Source organism: Streptomyces sp. 8N114, from assembly GCF_052245835.1.
Lineage (GTDB): Bacteria > Actinomycetota > Actinomycetes > Streptomycetales > Streptomycetaceae > Streptomyces.
Genome location: NZ_JBQQBT010000009.1, coordinates 46,580 through 62,769, shown reverse-complemented (window position 1 = coordinate 62,769; position 16,190 = coordinate 46,580). Strand labels below are relative to the sequence as shown.

Below are 16,190 nucleotides of genomic sequence, written 5' to 3'. Positions count from 1 at the left end.
CCCGCCAGGTCTTGCTACCCGTCTCGACGACCCACCAAGGTCGCCACGGAACACATTTGGGTAATCGGGGGGACACATGCTGCGCCTGCACTTCACCGCGGGGGACCTGGCCCGTACCCGGGTCGCCGACGGTCCCGACCCGCTGTGGGAGTCCGTACTGAGCCTGCACAGGCTCAGGGACACCCGGCGGGACTCCGTCCTGTCCGACGTCCTGTCCGGCTGGCGGGAGCGGGTGCAGCGTGACGGTACGGAGCCACTGCGGCGCCTGTTGCCGCTGGTGCCCGTGCGCGGGTACTTTCCCGACTTCCTCACACCGGCCGCGGGCACGGCGGGCTTCGAGGAGGGGCTGGAGGCCGTGCTGGCCACGCCCCGGGCCCGACTGCGCGCGGAGATCGGCATGCTGGCGCAGTCGCAGGCGCTCACCGGCTGGGCGAGCAGCGTCGGCGAGGGCAACGCGCGGGCGCTGGACAAGCTGGGCGCCGCGCTGCGGGACTACCGGAACCTCGCCCTGGACTCCTGGTGGCCGCGGATCGTCTCCCAGGTGGACGCCGACCGCATGTGGCGGTGCAGGACGCAGCTGCTGCAGGGCACCGAGGAGCTGCTCCGTACGTTCGAGCCGGCCATCCGGTGGCGGCCCCCGGTGCTGGAAGCCGACTATCCGGTCGAGCTGGAAATACGGCTCGAAGGGCGCGGGCTGCTGCTCATCCCCTCCTACTTCTGCCGCCGTACGCCGGTCGCACTCGCCGACCCCGGGCTGCCACCGGTCCTGGTGTATCCGGCCCGGATGCCCGAAAGCCCCGCCGCCGTCTCACCGGTGAAGCTCGCGCGGCTGCTCGGGCACACCAGGGCGGCCGTGCTCCAGTCGCTGCACGGCGGCTGCAGCACCAGCGAACTGGCGCACCGTGCGGGCGTGTCCGTCTCCTCCGCGAGTGAGCATGCGGCGGTGCTGCGTGACGCGGGTCTGATCTCCAGCAACAGACGGAGCAACACTGTGCGGCACGCGCTCACCTTCATGGGAATGGCGTTGCTGGGCGACCGTACGAGCGGGGTCGTGCGTCGCCCCGTCGGGGCGGGTCAGCCGGCGGCTCGGTGCAGGCCGCCCGTGCTCGGCGCGGTCACCGGACCGGTGTCGCGGTGAATGGGTGTGTGGGCTCCCTTGAGCGGCATCCCGCTGCCCCCGTGCCGGGAGGCGACGATCTCCGCGGCGATGGACAGTGCCGTCTCCTCCGGGGTGCGGGCACCGAGGTCGAGGCCGATCGGTGAGCGCAGTGCGGACAGTTCGAGGGAGGTCAGACCCGCCTCGCGGAGCCGCTCCAGCCGGTCGAGGTGGGTGCGGCGCGAGCCCATCGCACCGACGTAGGCCACCGGCAGCCGCAGCGCGCGCTCCAGCAGCGGCACGTCGAACTTGGCGTCGTGGGTGAGTACGCAGATGACCGTACGCGGATCGACGTCCTGGGAGTCGAGGTAGCGGTGCGGCCAGTCGACGACGATCTCGTCGGCCTCGGGGAAGCGGCGGGCCGTGGCGAAGACGGGCCGCGCGTCGCACACCGTCACGTGGTAGCCGAGGAACTTGCCGATCCGCACCAGCGCTGCGGCGAAGTCGATGGCACCGAAGACCAGCATCCGCGGCGGCGGGACGCTGGATTCCACCAGCAGCGTCACCGGCTGCCCGCACATGCTGCCGTCGGCGCCGACCGTGACGGTCGCGGTGCGCCCCGCGGCCAGCAGTGCCCCGCCCTCGGCCGCGGCGGTGGCGTCCAGCTCCGGCGCCCCGCCCAGCGCGCCGTGCGGCTGTCCGTCGGCGTCCAGCCGCAGTGCGCCGCCCAGCAGCTCGTCCGGCCCTTCGACGATCCGGACGAGGGCGGCCGTGCGGCCCTCCGTGGCCTCCGCTGCGGCTTTGGCGAACACCTCGCGGGCCGCTGTCCCGGCGCGGGCCGGGGTGACCAGGATGTCGATGATCCCGCCGCAGGTGAGGCCGACGGCGAAGGCGTCCTCGTCGCTGTAGCCGAAGGTCTGGCGGACGCTCGCGCCCGATTCCAGCGCCTCCTGGCACAGCTCGTAGACGGCGCCCTCGACGCAGCCGCCGCTCACGCTGCCGACGGCCTCGCCGGCCGTGTCCACAGCCAGCGCGGCACCCGGCTGACGCGGCGCGCTGCCGCCGACGCCCACGACGGTGGCGACGGCGAAGTCCCGCCCCTCCTGGCACCAGCGGTGCAGCTCAGCGGCGATGTCCAGCATCAGTTTGTCTCCTCGGCGGTGATAAACGGCCAGGTGGGAGCGGGAACGGCCAGGGGACCGCACCCGCTCCCGCCTGACCGGGAGAGCAGCGTCAGGTGGCTACTTGACCCCCAGCCACTGCTCGATCGGGTTCAGCGCGAAGTAGGCCAGGAAAACCAGACCTAGTACCCACATCAACCATCCGGGCTCGCGAAACTTTCCCTGAACGGCCTTGATCAGAACGTAGGCGATGACACCGGCGCCGATACCGGCCGTGATGGAGTAGGTGAACGGCATCAGCACCGTGGTCAGGAAGACCGGGATCGACGTGGCCGGGTCGGTCCAGTCGATGTGCATGGCGTTGGTCATCATCATCGAGCCGATGACGACGAGCGCCGCGGCTGCCACCTGCGGAGGGATCACCTGCGCGAGGGGCGTGAAGAACAGACAGAGCGCGAAGCCGAGACCGGTGACGACACTGGCCAGCCCGGTACGCGCGCCGTCGCCGACGCCCGCCGTGGACTCCACGAACACGGTCTGGCCCGAGGCGCCGGCCAGACCGCCGGCCACGCCGCCCGCACCGTCGATGGCCAGCGCCTTGTTCAGCCCTGGCATCCGGCCCTTGTCGTCGGCCAGCCCGGCCTGCTGGCCGATGCCGATGATGGTGCCGATCGCGTCGAAGAACCCGGCCAGCACGAGGGTGAAGACGATGACGCCGATGGTGATGCCGCCGACGTCGCCCAGCCCCTTGAACGAGACGGTGCCCAGCAGCCCGAAGTCGGGCGAGCTGACCACCGAGCCGCTGATCTCCGGGGCGTTCCTGCCGCCCCAGTCCTTCTTGTCGAGACCGGCGAACTGGTGCACCAGCGCGGCCAGGACGGTGCCGCCGACGATGCCGATGAGGATCGCCCCGGGCACCTTCCGCACCTGGAGCGCGAAGATGAGCAGCACGGTGACGGCGAAGCACAGCACCGGCCAGCCGGTGAGCATGTCCGCGGTGCCGAGCTGGAGGGGCTTCGCCCCCGGAACGCCGCCGGGCCCCGGCATCGAGGTGACGAAGCCGGCCTGGACGAGGCCGATCAGACAGACGAACAGCCCGATGCCCATGGTGATCGCGTGTTTCAGCGCCAAGGGGATCGCGTTCATGATCAGCTCGCGGAGCCCGGTGACCACCAGCAGGATGATCACGGCACCGTAGATGAGACACATCGCCCAGGCGTTGCCCCATGTCATCTCGGGCACGACCTGGAACGACATCACGGCCGAGACGCTCAGTCCCGCGGCTAGGGCCAGCGGGACGTTGCCGAGGAAGCCCATCACGATGGTGGTCGCCGCGGCGGCCAGCGCCGTCGCCGTGGTGACCTGCCCGCCGTCCAGCTTGTGCCCGGCGGCGTCGGGCACGGAGAGGATGACGGGGTTGAGCAGGACGATGTATGCCATCGCCATGAAGGTGGTGACACCGCCACGTATCTCCTGGCCGTAGGTCGACCCTCTCTCGGAGATGTGGAAGTACCTGTCGAGCCACGAACGTCCGGCGGGAATCCGCGAGCCAGGGCCCGCGTCCTCCGCCGACGTCGTCGGCCCTACTTTGGACTGGGTCATTGTGCTGACTCCCAAGGTTCATAGGGGCACCCCGGCAGACGCCGAGGGTTTGGGAAGCACGACCCGGGGGACGGCCCGCGTCTTGCCTTTCCCCGGCCCCGCCCCGTCTCTTCGAGGGCTCGGCCCGTCCGGCGAGGACGGGTGGGGGGTGCCCCCGCAGAAACGGTGAAGGGGCGGGGCCGGGGAACACATCACACGTCGACGATGTGCTCCGGTCGCACCGGAACCCGCGGCAACGCGCGCCCGGTAGCAGCGCGGATGGCCGCCATGACGGCAGGCGTCGACGACAACGTCGGCGCCTCGCCCGCACCCCGCAACCCGTACGGGGCGTGCTCGTCGGCGAGCTCCAGCACGTCGACCGGGATGGTCGGCGTGTCCAGAATCGTGGGGATGAGATAGTCCGTGAACGAGGGGTTGCGGACCTTGGCCTTGGGGTCGACCACGATCTCCTCCATCACGGCGAGTCCGAGCCCCTGCGTGGTGCCGCCCTGGATCTGGCCCACCACGGCCTGCGGGTTCATCGCCTTGCCCACATCCTGTGCGCAAGCCAGTTCGATGACCTTGACCAGCCCGAGCTCGGTGTCGACCTCCACCACGGCGCGGTGCGCGGCGAAGGAGTACTGGACGTGGCCGAAGCCCTGACCGGTCTTCAGGTCGAAGGCTTCGGTCGGCCGGTGCCGCCACTCGTCCTCGGCCTCGACGGGCTCGTCGCCGAGCACGTCGACCAGCGAGGCCAGCACCTCACCGCCGTCGGTGACGACCTTGCCGCCCTCCAGCAGCAGTTCGGCCGTCGCCCACGCGGGGTGGTAGGTGCCGAACCGTTCCCGCCCGCGCTCCAGCACCTTCTCGCGGACCAGCTCGCAGACGTGCTTGACGGCACCGCCGGTCACATACGTCTGCCGGGAGGCGGAGGTGGAGCCGGCCGAGCCGACCTGGGTGTCGGCGGGATGAATCGTCACCTGGGTGACGCCCAGCTCGGTGCGGGCGATCTGGGCGTGCACGGTGATACCGCCCTGGCCCACCTCGGCCATCGCGGTGTGCACCAGGGCCACCGGCTCGCCGCCGACGACCTCCAGCCGCACCCGCGCCGTGGAGTAGTCGTCGAAGCCCTCGGAGAAGCCGACGTTCTTGATGCCGACGGCATAGCCGACGCCTCGTACGACGCCCTCGCCGTGCGTGGTGTTGGACAGGCCGCCCGGGAGCGCCCGTACATCGGGCTCACCGCCGACGGTCTCCCACTGCGCCTCCATCGGCAGCGGCATGGCCTTCACCCGGCGCAGCAGCTCGGCGACCGGCGCCGGGGAGTCCACGGCCTGTCCTGTGGGCAGCACGGTGCCCTGGGACATGGCGTTGCGCTGCCGGAGTTCGACCGGGTCCATGCCCAGCTCGGCGGCGAGCTTGTCCATCTGCGCCTCGTACGCGAAGCACGCCTGGACCGCGCCGAAGCCGCGCATCGCACCGCAGGGCGGGTTGTTGGTGTAGAGGGCCACCGCCTCGATCTCGACGTCGTCGACGACGTACGGGCCGACGCTGAGCGAGGCCGCGTTGCCGACCACCGCGGGGGAGGCGGAGGCGTACGCGCCGCCGTCCAGCACGATGCGGCACTTCATGTGGGTGAGCTTGCCGTCGCGGGTGGCGCCGTGCTCGTACCACAGCTTGGCCGGGTGCCGGTGGACGTGTCCGAAGAACGACTCGAAGCGGTTGTAGACGATCTTGACGGGCTTGCCGGTGCGCAGCGCGAGCAGGCACGCGTGGATCTGCATCGAGATGTCCTCGCGGCCACCGAAGGCTCCGCCGACGCCGGCGAGCGTCATGCGTACCTTCTCCTCGGGCAGCCCGAGGACGGGGGCGATCTGGCCCAAGTCCGAGTGCAGCCACTGGGTGGCGATGTAGAGGTCCACACCGCCGTCCTCGGCGGGCACTGCCAGGCCGGACTCCGGGCCGAGGAACGCCTGGTCCTGCATGCCGACCTCGTACTCGCCGGTGACGATCACGTCGGCGCGCTCGGCCGCCGCCTTGGCGTCACCGCGCACGATGGGCTGGCGGTGCACGATGTTGGGGTGCGGGACGTGCCTCGCGTGATCGTCGTCGCGGCCTCGGTGGAGCAGCGGCGCGTCCTCGGCGAGCGCGCTGGCCTCGTCGTGGACGACGGGCAGCTCCTTGTACTCGACCTTGATCTTGGCGGCGGCGCGGCGTGCCGTCTCCGGGTGGTCGGCCGCCACCAGCGCGACCGGCTCGCCGTGGTGGCGGACCCGGCCGTGGGCGAGGACGGGGGTGTCCTTGATCTCCAGGCCGTAGTTCTTCATCTCGGCCGGGAGGTCGTCGTAGGTCAGCACGGCGTGCACGCCCGCCTGCTTGAGCGCCTCGCTGATGTCGATGGAGACGATCTCGGCGTGCGCGTGCGGGCTGCGCAGGGTGCAGCCCCACAGCATGTCCTCGTGCCACATGTCCGAGGAGTAGGCGAACTCGCCGGTCACTTTCAGGGTGCCGTCGGGCCGCAGCGGGGAGTCACCGACCCCGGCCTTGGCGCCGACTCCCTGCTCCAGCTTGGTGGGAGTGCCGGTGGGGCCCGTCGTGGGAGCCATCTCAGACCACCTCCTGCGCACTGTCGTCGGCGCGGGCGGCGGCGAGGCGGACGGCGTCCATGATCTTCTCGTAGCCGGTGCAGCGGCACAGGTTGCCCGACAGCGCCTCGCGGATGTCGGCGTCGGAGGGCTGTGGATTGCGCTCGATCAGCTCGTCGGCGGCGACCAGCAGGCCGGGGGTGCAGAAGCCGCACTGCACGGCGCCCGCATCGATGAACGCCTGCTGGACCGGTGCCAGATCCCCGGTCTCCTCGGAGCCGTCCCGCTCCCTGGCGTACTCGGCGAGACCCTCGACGGTGACGACCTCGCGGCCCTCTGCCTGCCCCGCGGCCACCAGACAGGCACAGACCGGCTCGCCGTCCAGGCGGACCGTACAGGAGCCGCACTCGCCCTGTTCACAGGCGTTCTTGGAGCCGGGCAGACCCATCCGCTCGCGCAGTACGTACAGCAGGGACTCGCCCTCCCACACGTCGTCGGCCTCGTGCCGCCGTCCGTTGACGGTGAATGTCACGCGCATCGGGCGCCTCCTTCGGTGGTGCGGCCGTTCCCGGTGGCGCGGTAGCTCTCCCAGGTCCAGCCCAGCGTGCGGCGGGCCATGACGCCCACCGCACGGCGGCGGTAGGCGGCGCTGCCGCGCACGTCGTCGATCGGGTTGCAGGCGCCGGAGCACAGCTCGGCGAACTCGCGGGCCAGGGCCGGCGGGATCGTCCTGCCGTTGTCCCAGAAGCCGCCGTCCTCCAGTGCCGCGTTGAGGAAGTCCTCGGCGGCACGGGCCCGCAGCGGGGTCGGGGCCGCCGAACCGATACCGGCCCGGACGGTGCGGGTCTCGGGGTGCAGCGCGATACCGAAGGCGCACACGGCGATCACCATGGCGTTGCGGGTGCCGACCTTCGAGAACTGCTGCGGCCCGTCGGCCTTCCTGATGTGCACGCATCTGATCAGCTCGTCCTCGGCCAGCGCGTTGCGCTTCACGCCGGTGTAGAACTCCTCGACGGGGATGAACCGCGTGCCCCGCACCGACTCCGCCTCGACCTCGGCGCCCGCTGCGAGCAGCGCGGGGTGCGAATCCCCTGCGGGGGAGGCGGCGCCGAGGTTGCCGCCGACGCTGCCCCGGTTCCGGATCTGCGGGGAGCCGACGGTGTGCGAAGCCAGCGCGAGGCCCGGCAGCTCGTGGGCAAGCTCGTCGATGATCTTCGAGTAGGGCACGGAGGCTCCGAGCCGGACGGTCTCGCCGCCGACCTCCCACTCGTGCAGCTCACGGACCCGGTTCAGATCCATGAGGTGGGTGGGGCGGCGGTGGTCGAAGTTGATCTCGACCATGACATCGGTGCCGCCCGCGATGGGCACGGCTGAGGGGTGCTCCGCCTTCGCGGCGAGCGCCTCCTCCCAACTGGCCGGGCGCAGGAACTCCATGGTGTCTCTTCTCGGTGTACTGGTTGGGGGGTACTGGAGGTGCTGAAGGGGGGTGCTGTCAGGGACTGCGATCTGGAGTGGTGCGATGGGAGGTGGGAGGTGTCGAGGGGATGCGGTCAGTACACCGACAGGTACCCGCCCCGGTGCAGTCACCGAAAACATGAAGCGTTTGGCTGGTCGGCCACCAGGTCTTGTAGATTCAAACGAAAGCCGGGAAGCGGTAACCTCACGGCTTCCTCCCGGCCACCCCTCTGTGGCACTGCCCGGTCACCCCCTGTGGCACGGCCCCGCCCCTCAACACGACAGATGACGCCTCGAGAAGCAACAGTCAACGCCTCGAGACACAACAGAATGCCTCGAGACACAACAGACGGCCCTCAACCGACAGACGACCCCTCAGCACGGTCACGACACACGAACGGCAGGCGACGAAACGATGCGGCTGCGCGCGCTCCTGGAGAACGATTCGCTGGGCCTCAGCCTGCTCGGCGGCGAGGACGAGCTGGACCGTACGGTGCGCGGCGTCATGACCACCGACCTGCGCGACCCGAGCCGCTATCTGTCCGGCGGCGAGCTGGTGCTGACGGGGCTGGCGTGGCGGCACGCGCCCGAGGACTCCGAGTCGTTCGTCCAGATCCTGGCCACGGCAGGGGTCGCCGGGCTCGCCGCGGGTGAGGCCGAGCTGGGCACCGTTCCCCAGGATCTGGTCGACGCCTGCGCACGGCACCGGCTGCCGCTGTTCGCCGTCGCCGAATCCGTCGCGTTCGCCACCATCACCGAGCACGTGGTCCGCCAGGTCTCCACCGAGCGCGCGGGCGACCTGGCCGCCGTGGTGGACCGGCACCGGCGGCTGATGTCCTCCGGCCCCGCGGGCGGCGGCCCCGATGTGGTGCTCGACCTGCTCGGCTCGGACCTGGACCTGGCCGCCTGGGTGCTCTCCCCCACCGGCCGCCAGATCGCCGGGCCCAGCGAGGGTCCGATACTGCCGCACGCCACCGCAGCGCGGCTGGCCGGCGCCCATATGTCCGCTGTCCGCAGCGGTCGGCGCAGCCCGCACAGGACGGCCGACGAAGGCGTGGCCTACTCCCTCTTCCCCGTCAGCCGCAGCGTCGGCGATCCGCGGCGCACCGTGCTGTCCGACTGGCTGCTGGCCGTCGCCGCGGACACCGGCGACTGGCCCGCCGAACGCCTCGACCTGCTGCACGGCGTCACCCAGCTCATCGCCGTCGAACGCGACAGACGCGACGCCGCCCGCGCCGTGCGGCGCAGGCTGGCGCAGGAAGTGCTGGAGCTGGTGCAGACGGGTGCACCGCCCTCGGAGATCGCGGCGCGGCTGCGGGTGGCGGCCCCGGTACTGCTGCCGGGGCAGGGCGCGGCACCCGCCTGGCAGGTGATCGTGGCCCGCGTCGAATGGGACGAGCCCGACCCGGCCCGCGCGCTCGAGGGCGGGGCGATCGCCCAGTCCCTGCTGGAAGAACTGCTGGTGGACCCGCGCACGACGGGCCCGGACGGCTCGGACCGGATCGCCGTCGCCCATGTGGACGGCGAGGCGGTCGCACTGGTGCCGCTGACCGGCCAGGGGCCGGAGGGCCCCGAGGATTCCGAAGGTTTCGAGGGTTTCGAGGGTTTCGAGAGCTCTGGAGCCCCCCGCGGCGGCGCCGAGGAGGCCGCCGGACGTGCGACGGCTCCGGCCGGGGAGGAACACGGGCCCTCCCCCAAGCTCTTCGAGCAGGGAGGTACCCCCAGGCTCACCGGCGCACGCGGCGGTGAGGGGCTGCACGCCGACTCGCTGCTGGCCGAGGTCAGCGAGCCGCTGGGTCGCGCCCTCGCGAACGACGGGCGGCTGACCATCGGCGTGAGCGCTGCCGTGCACTCCGCCGAGGGGCTGCGGGGCGCCCTGGAAGAGGCCCGGCACGCCCGCCGGGTCGCCGCCGCACGCCCGGGCGCCGTCCGTGCGGCGGGTCACGAGGAGCTGGCCTCGCACGTGCTGCTGCTGCCCTTCGTGCCGGACGACGTCCGCCGTGCCTTCACCGCCCGCCTGCTGGACCCGCTGCGCGAGTACGACCGCAAGCACCGCGCCGAACTGGTGCCGACCCTGGAGGCGTTCCTCTCCTCGGACGGCTCCTGGACCCGCTGCGCCGGCCGCCTCCACCTGCACGTCAACACGCTGCGGTACCGGGTCAGCCGCATCGAACAACTCACCGGCCGCGATCTGTCCCGGCTGGAGGACAAGCTCGACTTCTTCTTGGCTTTGCGGATGAGTTGAGGGGCTCAGCTATGCGCCCCGAAGGGGCGCGGGGAACTGCGCGCCCAGCCCCAACGAATCCGCAGTCCGCGGACAACGGACAGGGGCACTGCCTCACCGGAGGGCCCTGGGACGGCGCAAATACGCGAGGACGGCAAGCACCCTGCGGTGGTCATCGGGCGCAGGCGGCAGATCGAGCTTGGTGAGGATGGAGCGGACGTGCTTGACGACCGCGGCCTCGCTGATGACCAGGGCGCGGGCGATGCCGCCGTTGGACCGGCCCTCCGCCATGGCGGCCAGCACCTCGCGCTCGCGGGCCGTCAGCCGCCGCAGCTCCGGGGGTTCACGGTCTGGGGCGAGCAGGCGCCGGACCACCTCGGGGTCCACCGCAGTACCGCCCGCGGCCACCCGCTCCAGCGCCTCGATGAACTCCGTGATCTCACCGACCCGGTCCTTGAGCAGATAGCCGACGCCGTCGCCGGTGGCCAGCAGATCGGCCGCGTAGGAGTTCTCGACGTACTGCGACAGCACCAGCACCGGCAGCATGGGGCGCTCGGTGCGCAGTTGGAGCGCGGCACGCAGCCCCTCGTCCCGCAACCCGGGCGGCATCCGCACATCCGTGACGACGCAGTCCGGCGTGTGCTCGGCCACGGCCTCCAGCAGCGCCGGCGCGTCGCCGACGCCCGCGCACACCTCATGGCCGAAGCGCGCGAGGATCTGGCTCAGCCCCTCACGCAACAGTACGGAATCCTCAGCGATCACCAGCCGCATGCGCGTTCCCCCCGCCCCTCGTCCTCAAATCGTCCCCGCCCATCCTGCATCCCCTACCCATCCGTCCCCGGCAGCTCTATCCGCACCACCGTGGGACCGCCCTGCGGGCTGGAGAGGCGCAGTCTCCCGCCGTGCACCGCGAGGCGGTCCGCGAGCCCCGTCAGACCCGTGCCGCGGTCCGGGTCGGCGCCGCCCCTGCCGTCGTCGCGGACTTCGACCGTCAGCGCCTGGCCGCCCAGTATCGCCACCGTCGCGTGGGAAGCCCCGCTGTGCTTGGCCACATTGGTCAACGCCTCCGCGGCGGCGAAGTACGCGGCGACCTCCAGCGCCTCGGCAGGGCGTCGGGCACCGAGCCGCGACTCCACCCGTACGGGTATCGGCGAGCGCTCGGCCAGCGCCTCGATCGCCGCCCCCAGGCCCCGGTCGGTGAGCACGGACGGATGTATACCGCGTACGAGGTCCCGCAGTTCGGTGAGGACGGCGCGCGCCTCCTCCTGTGCCTTGGCGACCAGCGCCGGATCCGCGTCCAGCTTGGCGAGACCCAACGTCATGATCAGTCCGGTGAGCCGCTGTTGCGCACCGTCGTGCAGATCGCGCTCGATGCGGCGGCGCTCCACCTCGAACGCGTCGGCCAGCCTGGCGCGGGACGCGGTCACCTCCGTCAGCCGCGCGTCCAGCTCCCTCTCGCGGCGCGGCCCCACCAGCGCAGCGCGGGCGAGCGCTGCCCGCATCCCGGCCAGCCCCGCGAACAGGTAGCAGGCGAGCGCGGCGAAGACCGGCGTCAGCAGGAGCCACGGCAGCACCTGATGCGGCTCCGTCAGCACGATGCTCTCCCCGTACATCACCTGGTCCCCGCCCAACACGGTGAACAGTGCGAACGGCTGGCTGGCGACCAGGCCCAGCCCCAGCACCGCCACCAGCAGATCCAGCAGCGACAGCAGTGCGTTGGGCACCGCGAAGCCGAACTCCACCCAGGTAGCGGGCGACTTGGTGCGCCGCCACAGACTGCGCAGCGCCCGCCGCGCGGCGTTGCCGCCCGACTCCTCGGGCTCCGCGGCAGACGCGTCCTGATGCGGCGACGGCGCCTCCCGCGGATCGAGCCAGCGCAGCCGCCGCCGCTCCAGCCCGGCGAGCCCGGCGGCGGACGCCGGTACGCACAGCAGCGCCACCACTCCGATACCGGTGGGCAGCAGCAGAATCCCCACCACCACCAGGCCCACGGCGAGAAAGAGCCAGCCGAGGCCCAACACCCCGCCCGCCAGCAGGTAACCCAGCGCGCGCAGCGGCCACAACGAGCCCAGGAACCCGCCGGGCCCGCCCGCCAACGCCTGCCACACACCCCCGGAGTCCTCGGCCGGAGGCTCCGCTGTCGTCATGTCGCTGCTCACCACGTGATGACCGTATGGGACAGCAGACTGCGCAACTGACGGGCCGAGGCGTCCCAGCTCCACTCGGCCTCCACCCAGGCGCGGCCTTCGGCACCCATCGCGGCAGCCGCCTGCGGCATGGTGAGCAGCCCGATGAGACGGTCGGCGACAGCCCGGACGTCGCGTCCGCCGACCACATGCCCGGTCTCCCCGTCCCTGACGGCCTCCGGTGCCCCGCCCGACTCCCCCGCGAGCACGGGCAGTCCGGCAGCGGCAGCCTCCAGATAGACGATGCCAAGACCCTCGGCCTCCAGACCGAGGCGGCGGGTGCGGCAGGGCATGGCGAACACATCGGCTGCCGCGTAGTAGCGCGGAAGGTCGCCGTGCGCCCGGGAGCCCGCGAAGACGACTGCGCCTTCGGGCAGCCCCGGCAGCCGCCGCGCCAATCGTCGCAGCGCCCCCTCGTACGGACCGGAGCCGACGATCAGCAGGGTCGTCCCCGGCACGGCGGCCCGCACACGGGGCAAGGCGCGGATCAGGGCGTCCTGTCCCTTCCGGCGGACGAGCCGCGAGACGCTGAGAACCAACGGCCCCTCCGCCAGCCCCAGTTCGCGCCGTGCCTCCGCCCTCTGTTCCCGGCTGCCCGGACGGAACAGCGCCGTATCGACACCGGGCACCAGGCGTGCCGTACGGGCGCGAGGGCCGAAGGCCCGTGCCGTACGGTCCCGGGAGTGCGCGGTGAGGTGGGTGACCGTGCCGACGCTGTCGCCGATACGGCGCAGCACCCGCCGGGTTCCGGGGAGCGCGGCCCACCACATCTCGTGCCCGTGGGTGGTGGCGACCGAGGGCAGTCCGAGCCGTCCCGCGAGCAGCCCGAGCGGGGCTGCCGCGCCGAACCACACGCGGTCGCACCCGTAGCGGAAGGCCAGTGCCCGCGCCGTTTCCGCCACGCGCGGCGTCGGCAGCAGCGTGCGGACCTGCTCCCGGACGACGGGGAACGGCTGCGCGGCGTCGAAGGCGTCCGATCCGGGTTGGGCCGCCGTGTAGACGACGACCTCATCGGGTGGAAACCGGCGTGCGACCTCGTGGACGAACGTCTCGATGCCGCCCCGGCGCGGGGGATAGTCGTTCGTCACGATCAGCGTGCGGCCCTGCACCTGGCTCCTGCCATGGCTCCCGTTCCGGCTCCGGGGCCGGCTCCCGGGGTGGCTCCTGGCCGGGGCGCCGGTGCCCGTTTCCCCCGACGGATCCGGCTCGGGAGGCGAGCAAGGCGCCGGTGTCGCGTACTTGGGTGGTGTCGGGCGTGCCGACGGCTGCGTACGCAGTGGCTGCGGACGGCCGGTGTCGGACGGGGGCTGGTTCGGTTCGTCGCACATCAAGGGTCCTCCAGTGCGCCCACAGGGCGAGTACGGCGGGGTAGACGGCGTAGCCGAAGCGGGAAGCGGGCAGCAGCGCCATCGCCGCAAGCAGGCCCAGCGCGAGCCGGAGCGCCGCACCGCTCGCATCCCGAGGTGGCCGCACCAGCAGCGAGCCGCCGATCAGCAGGGCGGCCAGCACCAGCGCCGCGACGGCACAGAGGTGCCCGGCCGGGCCGAGGGTGGCGAGCAGCCTGCCCGGCAACGGGGCTGCCGCCGGGGACGGGGCTTCCGCCAGGCCGAGCGGAAAGCGGACCGCGTTGGCCATCAGCCCCGGACCGTCGACCAGCGCGGGCAGCAGCACCCCGGCCACCAGTGCCGGCGCCGCACCACCGAGCAGCCGCAGCACCGCGGGACGCCCCGCGCGCACTGCGAGCAGCGCCGCGACGACCGGCAGCGCGGGCCACGCCGTCGCCTTGAGCGTGCACGCCGCGCCGAGCACCAGCCCCGCCCGGCCCGCTGCGCCGCTCCCGGGGCGTCCGGCCAGTGCCAGACCGAGGCAGACGAGACCGAGCACCGGCAGGTCGTCCCCGCCGACGGCCATGGGCAACGCGACCAGGGGCGAAGCCGTCAGTATCAGCGTGCGGCGGCCGGTGGACCCGAGCCTTGGAGCTCGCGCCCGGAGCCGGGTTGCGACGGTCCGGGCACCGGCGGACCGAACTCCCACCGCCCCGCCGCCGGTCGGCCCCGCGACCGAGTTGCGGAGGCCCCGGAACCGGCCCGCCGGCCACCGGCTCACCGGTCCGCGGCGGGAGGACCGGCCCGTCTCCGGAGCGTGGCCGCCGGCGATCCGCAGGCTGAAGGCGACGGTGCCGAGGAAGACGGCGGCGAAGCCGAACCGGGCGTCGAGCCCCAGAAGTTGCTGCGGCACACCGAAGAGGGCCATGCCGGGCAGATACGGGTTGTACGCCGAGTAGTCCGCACCGGCCAGTTGGTCGGGGCCCAGATAGGGGGTGCCGTGTGTCAGCAGGCGCGCGCCGGCGCGGTGGACGACGTGCACCTCTTCCTGGGCGCTGCCTGTGAACACGAGCACGAGCAGCGGCGCCACAACCGCCAATCCGCAGCCGAGCAGCAGAAATCTGCTGGTCAGCAGCACCGTCGGGCCGCGTGGCGGTGGAGCGGCCCGGCGAGTCGTCTCCGTGACGGAGGACGCGCGGGGCGCGGGGCGCCGGGCAGCCGCCAGCGACGCGAGCGCCAGTGCCGCGTACCCGCACGCCGCGAGCACGCCCCACACGCGGTGCGGCGGCAGCGAGGTCACGGCCGCGGTGAGGGCGGCGAAGAAGGCGCAGACGGTCCAGAGAGCGGAGGCTGCGTATGCGGTGCGACGTGCGGCGGTCCTGTTCACCTATCCAGCGAACCGCTGATCGCCGCCGAGATCACTACAGCCAGATGCCGACTTCGGGTAGAGCCAGAGGGGTAGAGCCAGCTCTACCCCGCCAGCCGGCCCGACGCCTCGCCGACCGGACCGGCCACCCCGACTGGCGTGCCGTGGAAAGCAGTTGGGGCCGCTCTCCGCGCCTTGGCAGTCGGCCGCTTCCGGTAAAACTTTGTGAACTGATTCACACCACCCCCTTGGCCGGGCGGCTCAACCGTGCTGTGATGCGATCACATCCGGCTCGACGGCGCGCTTGGGGAGGGCACTGTGGCGGACACCGCCATGTCACGTTCGGAAAAGCTGGATCCCACAGGCCCCCCAGGGCACACAGGCCCCGAAGGCCCCGCAGAACACGAGACCCGACCTCCGGCGATGGACTCCGACAGTCCACTGGGCCAGGCCGTGTGGCGGCTGCGCTCACGCGGCTGCTGGGAGGATGCGGCAGCGCTGCTGGAGCCGTACGCCCACGGGCATCCGCAGGCGGCCGTGGGCCGGGCCGCGCTGTTCGTCGAGCGGTGCATGTACACGGCCGACGGCTGGGCGGCGGCGGAGGACGCGCTGCGCGTCGCCGAGGCGGTCGCGCAGGTGGACGACGACCGCGGGGCCGCGGCCTGCGAGCGCGGCCAGCTCGCCTACGCGGCAACCGTGCTGGGCGTACGCGACCGGACCGACGAGGCGCGGGCCGCGCTGGGCCGGGCCGCCGCGCTGCTGGAGCCCAACGCTCCCGGGCGGGCATTGCTGGACTTCCGGCGCGGGCTGCTGGCCGAGAACCTGAGTGAGACCCCGGAGTCGGCACGTGCCGCGTACCGCAGGGCGCACGCGGGCGCGACCGCCCGCGGGGACCTGCTGCTGTGCTCCTCGACCTGGCGGCACCTGGCGGGGCTCGCGGCGCGCGAGGGTGAACTGGCGGAAGCGCGCCACGGGTTCGCCGAATCGCTGCGGCTTCGCGAGGAGCTGGGCTTCCTGGTCGGTATGGCGCCTGCCCTGGCCTCGCTCGCCGACGTACAGCCCGAACCGGAGGCGACCCGGCTGCGCAAGGAGGCGGGACGGCTGTTCCGGCTGCTGGGCGGCGTTCCCACCTGGCTCGCCGACAGGCTCCCGGGGACGGAGCCCGATGGCGGGTCCACCGATGAGACCGAAGCGCCTGCTGAGACGTGATCCACCGCTCCAGGGCCGCCGCCCCGGCAGCTGAATGGGGCC

12 protein-coding genes are annotated in these 16,190 nt (G+C 72.4%); 3 read left to right on the top strand and 9 right to left on the bottom strand.

Annotated features, from left to right (window positions below):
- Positions 1-76: 76 nt before the first annotated feature.
- Positions 77-1,138, top strand: a complete 1,062-nt coding sequence (locus ACTWQF_RS20445) for a helix-turn-helix domain-containing protein (RefSeq protein WP_443281034.1) — start codon at positions 77-79, stop codon at positions 1,136-1,138.
- Here ACTWQF_RS20445 and ACTWQF_RS20440 read toward each other — a convergent pair.
- The 5 genes from ACTWQF_RS20440 to ACTWQF_RS20420 all read right to left on the bottom strand — a co-directional run bounded on the left by ACTWQF_RS20440 (position 1,075) and on the right by ACTWQF_RS20420 (position 7,817).
- On the bottom strand, positions 1,075-2,238 hold the full coding sequence (locus ACTWQF_RS20440) for an XdhC family protein (protein WP_443281033.1): 1,164 nt from the start codon (positions 2,236-2,238) through the stop codon (positions 1,075-1,077). The two genes, ACTWQF_RS20445 and ACTWQF_RS20440, sit on opposite strands and share 64 nt — an antisense overlap.
- Before the next feature lie 99 nt (positions 2,239-2,337).
- Positions 2,338-3,819: an NCS2 family permease gene (locus ACTWQF_RS20435; protein WP_443281032.1), complete on the bottom strand. Its 1,482-nt coding sequence runs from the start codon at positions 3,817-3,819 to the stop codon at positions 2,338-2,340.
- A gap of 191 nt (positions 3,820-4,010) precedes the next feature.
- Positions 4,011-6,404, bottom strand: coding sequence for a xanthine dehydrogenase subunit D (pucD, locus tag ACTWQF_RS20430; protein ID WP_443281031.1), 2,394 nt, complete (start codon positions 6,402-6,404; stop codon positions 4,011-4,013).
- A gap of 1 nt (position 6,405) precedes the next feature.
- Positions 6,406-6,921: a (2Fe-2S)-binding protein gene (locus tag ACTWQF_RS20425; RefSeq protein WP_443281030.1), complete on the bottom strand. Its 516-nt coding sequence runs from the start codon at positions 6,919-6,921 to the stop codon at positions 6,406-6,408.
- A complete protein-coding gene (locus tag ACTWQF_RS20420) occupies positions 6,912-7,817 on the bottom strand; it encodes an FAD binding domain-containing protein (protein WP_443281029.1) in 906 nt (301 codons plus the stop codon). The genes ACTWQF_RS20425 and ACTWQF_RS20420 overlap by 10 nt, the downstream gene beginning before the upstream one ends.
- 436 nt (positions 7,818-8,253) lie before the next feature.
- Between ACTWQF_RS20420 and ACTWQF_RS20415 the strand changes: the two genes are divergently transcribed.
- Positions 8,254-10,083 (top strand): PucR family transcriptional regulator, encoded by a 1,830-nt coding sequence (locus ACTWQF_RS20415; protein ID WP_443281028.1) that lies wholly within the window; start codon positions 8,254-8,256, stop codon positions 10,081-10,083.
- 93 nt (positions 10,084-10,176) lie between these two features.
- Here the strand turns inward: ACTWQF_RS20415 and ACTWQF_RS20410 are convergent, their stop codons facing one another.
- The 4 genes from ACTWQF_RS20410 to ACTWQF_RS20395 all read right to left on the bottom strand — a co-directional run bounded on the left by ACTWQF_RS20410 (position 10,177) and on the right by ACTWQF_RS20395 (position 14,960).
- Positions 10,177-10,824, bottom strand: coding sequence for a response regulator (locus ACTWQF_RS20410; RefSeq protein ID WP_443281231.1), 648 nt, complete (start codon positions 10,822-10,824; stop codon positions 10,177-10,179).
- A gap of 62 nt (positions 10,825-10,886) precedes the next feature.
- Positions 10,887-12,224, bottom strand: a complete 1,338-nt coding sequence (locus ACTWQF_RS20405; protein ID WP_443281027.1) for a sensor domain-containing protein — start codon at positions 12,222-12,224, stop codon at positions 10,887-10,889.
- Positions 12,218-13,339, bottom strand: coding sequence for a glycosyltransferase family 4 protein (locus ACTWQF_RS20400; RefSeq protein WP_443281230.1), 1,122 nt, complete (start codon positions 13,337-13,339; stop codon positions 12,218-12,220). Before ACTWQF_RS20400 ends, ACTWQF_RS20405 begins: the two co-directional genes overlap by 7 nt.
- Positions 13,257-14,960 carry a hypothetical protein gene (locus ACTWQF_RS20395; protein ID WP_443281026.1) on the bottom strand — a complete coding sequence of 568 codons (1,704 nt, stop codon included), beginning with the start codon at positions 14,958-14,960 and terminating at the stop codon, positions 13,257-13,259. Before ACTWQF_RS20395 ends, ACTWQF_RS20400 begins: the two co-directional genes overlap by 83 nt.
- Positions 14,961-15,362: 402 nt before the next feature.
- Between ACTWQF_RS20395 and ACTWQF_RS20390 the strand changes: the two genes are divergently transcribed.
- The gene (locus tag ACTWQF_RS20390; protein ID WP_443281025.1) at positions 15,363-16,148 is read left to right on the top strand and encodes a hypothetical protein; all 786 of its coding nucleotides are present in this window, start codon (positions 15,363-15,365) and stop codon (positions 16,146-16,148) included.
- The last annotated feature ends 42 nt before the right edge of the window (positions 16,149-16,190 follow it).

Excerpts from the sequence above, each read along its gene's own strand:
- ACTWQF_RS20445 (WP_443281034.1), top strand. The coding sequence starts at position 77 with ATGCTGCGCCTGCACTTCACCGCGGGGGACCTGGCCCGTACCCGGGTC.
- ACTWQF_RS20440 (WP_443281033.1), bottom strand. The coding sequence starts at position 2,238 with ATGCTGGACATCGCCGCTGAGCTGCACCGCTGGTGCCAGGAGGGGCGG.
- ACTWQF_RS20435 (WP_443281032.1), bottom strand. The coding sequence starts at position 3,819 with ATGACCCAGTCCAAAGTAGGGCCGACGACGTCGGCGGAGGACGCGGGC.
- pucD (WP_443281031.1), bottom strand. The coding sequence starts at position 6,404 with ATGGCTCCCACGACGGGCCCCACCGGCACTCCCACCAAGCTGGAGCAG.
- ACTWQF_RS20425 (WP_443281030.1), bottom strand. The coding sequence starts at position 6,921 with ATGCGCGTGACATTCACCGTCAACGGACGGCGGCACGAGGCCGACGAC.
- ACTWQF_RS20420 (WP_443281029.1), bottom strand. The coding sequence starts at position 7,817 with ATGGAGTTCCTGCGCCCGGCCAGTTGGGAGGAGGCGCTCGCCGCGAAG.
- ACTWQF_RS20415 (WP_443281028.1), top strand. The coding sequence starts at position 8,254 with ATGCGGCTGCGCGCGCTCCTGGAGAACGATTCGCTGGGCCTCAGCCTG.
- ACTWQF_RS20390 (WP_443281025.1), top strand. The coding sequence starts at position 15,363 with ATGGACTCCGACAGTCCACTGGGCCAGGCCGTGTGGCGGCTGCGCTCA.